Raw genomic sequence first — 3,266 nt, 5'->3', positions numbered from 1 at the left:
TGATCCCATCCCGAACTCAGAAGTGAAACAAGCCTGCGCCGATGGTAGTGTGGCACTTGCCCATGTGAGAGTAGGTCATCGTCAGACTCTTAATACCAAAAACCCCAGCTTCGTACGAGGCTGGGGTTTTTTCATTTCTGGATGCCCTTTCTGTTACTCGCTGCGCGATATAGCCATTGATATGTCCGAAGAGGGGCTTGCTTTGGAAATCGGTGAAGCTTTCCGGTCGGTGGCGCTCAGGCCGTTATTTTTGGCGGTCACCGTGCTGCCCTTTTTTGTTTTTTGTGGCTTGCTAGTGTTTAATTCCGTTCAGCCATTTCCTATCTGGAACCTGTTCAATGAAGCCGAATCCTTTGTTAGACCTTCTTAGTGATCATTGTGTTCATTCTGGCGAATCGCTGGCCAAGCAGCTAGGTGTCTCACGCACGGCGGTATGGAAGCAGATTCGAAAAGTGCAGGCTGAAGGCGTAGAAATAAAAACCATCAGAGGCCAGGGGTATCAGCTAGTGACAGCGCTTGACCTGCTGGACCGGCAAAGGATTGTCGAAAGGCTGGTGGGTGCCGGCTCGGACAAAGTGGACGTGATGGTGCTCAAGGAAGTCGATTCGACAAACGCGGAGGTGGCTCGACGGTTGGCAGCCTTCACTGCGGCCATGCCGGTTGTATTGGCCGATGCTCAAACAGAGGGGCGTGGGCGGCGTGGTCGAAACTGGTCAAGTCCAAAAGGGCAAAATTTGTATTTGAGCATGGGGCTGACCCTTCGGGGAGGCTTTGAGGGGTTAAGTGGTCTGAGTCTGGTGCTCGGTGTGGCGGTGATTAGGGCGTTGAACGCCATGGGTGTGTCCGGCGCCGGTCTGAAGTGGCCAAATGATTTGTATGCAGGCGGAAAAAAATTCGGCGGTATTTTGGTTGAGATACAGGGGGAGTTGCAGGAGGGGCAGGTTCAAGTGATTGCTGGCCTGGGGATAAACGTACACATGACGGATGCGGTCGATGTGGACCAGCCTTGGACTAGTCTCGCCAAGCACTGGCCTGACCACGTGTGGGTTCGAAATGAATTGGCTGCTTTGGTGATTCTTGAGGTGGGAAAGGTAATGGAGCAATTCCAGAGCGGTGGCTTTTCAGAGTTTAGACAAGAGTGGCAAGGGTATGACATCTTCTTCGGGCAAGCTTTGACGGCAAAAGATGGGGCGCTGTCGGGTACGGGAGGCGGGGTCGATGCGGGCGGTAATTACATGCTTGATACGAATGACGGAAGGTTGTCGGTGATGGCTGGCGATATCAGCTTGCGGGTGAGCGGGTGATCCTATTTATCGACTCCGGCAACACCCGGCTCAAATGGCGTTTGATGCGGGGTGTGGAATGCATAGTTGGTGGCGCTGCGGATTTGACTGCGGTAGAGCCCTTTCCCGCTCTCCGTCGGCACGCAGGGGTGATCACCCGCGTTTGCGTCTCAACGGTGGGTTCTGAGACAAGCCGTAATTCACTGGAGGCTGAAATTGGTAAGGTAACGTCGGCACCAATTACGTTTTATTGGAGTGAAGCTCAGCGAGACGGCTTAAGAAGTTCCTACCTGGACGTGTCAAAAATGGGGGCGGATCGTTGGCATGCTATGGTAGCAACTTGGAGCCATTTTAGAGCCGGCTGTGCGATTGTTGATGCCGGTAGTGCCGTAACCGTTGACTATATCGATGGCGGGGGATGCCACATTGGGGGGTTTATCCTGCCAGGATTAAAAATGATGCGACGCAGCCTTAAGTTAGACGCTGCGAGGATCGGGTTTGAGGCTGATGAGCAACTAAATACTCGCCCTGGGAACACGACGGGCGAATGTGCGAATCACGGGCTGGCATGGCTAACCCAAGGTATTGTGCACCAAGTGCATCGTGATGTAGAAGAGTACGGAATCCAGCATGTAGTGGTAACTGGAGGCGATTCAAAACGGTTTATGGAGCTGGGTTTGCAGGCCGACTATTGGCCGGAACTTGTGCTCGATGGGTTGCATCTGGTTGCCGCACAGGGTGGCATGATATGAAGTGGTTAGTGCTCTCGTTGGTGATACTTAATCTGGCATTGTGGCTTTTGCCGGAGCGGTTGGCGTTAGCGTCGGTGAGCTCGGCAGCCGAGGGTGGGTTGCCCCGAGTCGCCAGCTTAAAAGTCGAGGAGAGTGGGCCTGTGGGGCCCGAAAGTAATGCTGTTTGTCTTACCGTTGGCTGGTTTAAGTCTCCGGCGGTCGCGCATAGGATTGGCCGCACGGCTAATGTTGAGTATAGGGTGGAGTCGAGAAAGGCCCCTTTACCGCCTATGCACTGGGTTCTGGTGCCGGCTCAGCGTGAATCCGATGCGAGAGCGCAAGCTGACGCCCTGCGAGAGAAGGGTGATGATGTATATGTTGTCGCCAAAGGGCAGTTCAAAAATGCTATTTCATTAGGTGTGTTTGAGTCAGCGGAGGCGGCTAATAAGTTAGCAGCCGAAAAAAAGTCAGAAAAATTGAGTGTAACGCTGGCCAAGTTCCCTCGTAATCGGATAGGATACGCGCTCGCTTTTAAAGTTGAACCGATTCGGGAAACTGAAGTGCTTCAAGCGGTTGAAGCGGGTTTTGATGGGGAATTCGATTTTGTCGAACGTAATGCTTGCGAAGGTGTTGCAACCTCAGAAAAAAATCCGTAGTATACCGCCCTCGCTGAACGAGCGAATGTGAGCTGGCGTAGCTCAGTTGGTAGAGCAGCTGACTTGTAATCAGCAGGTCGGGGGTTCGATTCCGTCCGCCAGCTCCACTTTTTAGTTTTGAGCAAGTCCGCGAAGCGGGTTTGTACTGGAGGGGTTCCCGAGTGGCCAAAGGGATCAGACTGTAAATCTGACGCGAAAGCTTCGCTGGTTCGAATCCAGCCCCCTCCACCACTTATTGCTCGCGGGCATCGTATAGTGGCTATTACCTCAGCCTTCCAAGCTGATGACGCGGGTTCGATTCCCGCTGCCCGCTCCAATTTAGTTTCGCTCATGTAGCTCAGTCGGTAGAGCACATCCTTGGTAAGGATGAGGTCACCGGTTCAATTCCGGTCATGAGCTCCACTTTTAATTCCGGTCAACGTTACGGTCCTGGTTGATTAGGGGGATTGGTCGAATGTCTAAAGAAAAATTTGAACGTAGTAAGCCGCACGTAAACGTCGGTACCATCGGTCACGTTGACCATGGTAAGACCACTCTGACCGCTGCTCTGACTCGTGTATGTCACGAAGTTTGGGGTACAGGTTCTGCAAGTGCTT

The 3,266-nt window shown here is 53.0% G+C and carries 4 protein-coding genes, 4 tRNA genes and 1 rRNA gene; all 9 read left to right on the top strand.

Annotated elements, in window-relative coordinates; all coding sequences use genetic code 11:
- Nucleotides 1–87: ribosomal RNA gene (rrf, locus tag K5L82_RS00140) — 5S ribosomal RNA — on the top strand; the annotation flags it as partial.
- A gap of 251 nt (nucleotides 88–338) precedes the next feature.
- Nucleotides 339–1,304, top strand: coding sequence for a biotin--[acetyl-CoA-carboxylase] ligase (locus tag K5L82_RS00135; RefSeq protein WP_223132754.1), 966 nt, complete (start codon nucleotides 339–341; stop codon nucleotides 1,302–1,304).
- Entirely contained in the window at nucleotides 1,301–2,035 is a 735-nt protein-coding gene (locus K5L82_RS00130) for a type III pantothenate kinase (RefSeq protein WP_133006559.1), read from the top strand. The genes K5L82_RS00135 and K5L82_RS00130 overlap by 4 nt, the downstream gene beginning before the upstream one ends.
- Nucleotides 2,036–2,304: 269 nt before the next feature.
- The gene (locus K5L82_RS16545) at nucleotides 2,305–2,670 is read left to right on the top strand and encodes an SPOR domain-containing protein (protein WP_262492443.1); all 366 of its coding nucleotides are present in this window, start codon (nucleotides 2,305–2,307) and stop codon (nucleotides 2,668–2,670) included.
- A gap of 31 nt (nucleotides 2,671–2,701) precedes the next feature.
- Nucleotides 2,702–2,777: transfer RNA gene (locus tag K5L82_RS00120), tRNA-Thr, on the top strand.
- 40 nt (nucleotides 2,778–2,817) lie between these two features.
- A tRNA-Tyr gene (locus tag K5L82_RS00115) sits at nucleotides 2,818–2,901 on the top strand.
- A gap of 10 nt (nucleotides 2,902–2,911) precedes the next feature.
- Nucleotides 2,912–2,986: transfer RNA gene (locus K5L82_RS00110), tRNA-Gly, on the top strand.
- Nucleotides 2,987–2,996: 10 nt separating this feature from the next.
- Nucleotides 2,997–3,072, top strand: a tRNA-Thr gene (locus tag K5L82_RS00105).
- 52 nt (nucleotides 3,073–3,124) lie between these two features.
- Nucleotides 3,125–3,266: GTP-binding protein (locus K5L82_RS00100; protein ID WP_262492444.1), on the top strand; the 142-nt coding region annotated here is incomplete at its 3' end.

The sequence above is a fragment of the Marinobacter sp. AL4B genome (assembly GCF_019916045.1).
Taxonomy (GTDB): Bacteria; Pseudomonadota; Gammaproteobacteria; order Pseudomonadales; family Oleiphilaceae; genus Marinobacter.
The sequence above is the reverse complement of the archived record's forward strand: the minus strand, read 5'-3'. Positions and strand labels throughout refer to the sequence as shown.

Coding starts and splice junctions, on each gene's coding strand:
- K5L82_RS00135 (WP_223132754.1), top strand. CDS start 339: ATGAAGCCGAATCCTTTGTTAGACCTTCTTAGTGATCATTGTGTTCAT.
- K5L82_RS16545 (WP_262492443.1), top strand. CDS start 2,305: ATGCACTGGGTTCTGGTGCCGGCTCAGCGTGAATCCGATGCGAGAGCG.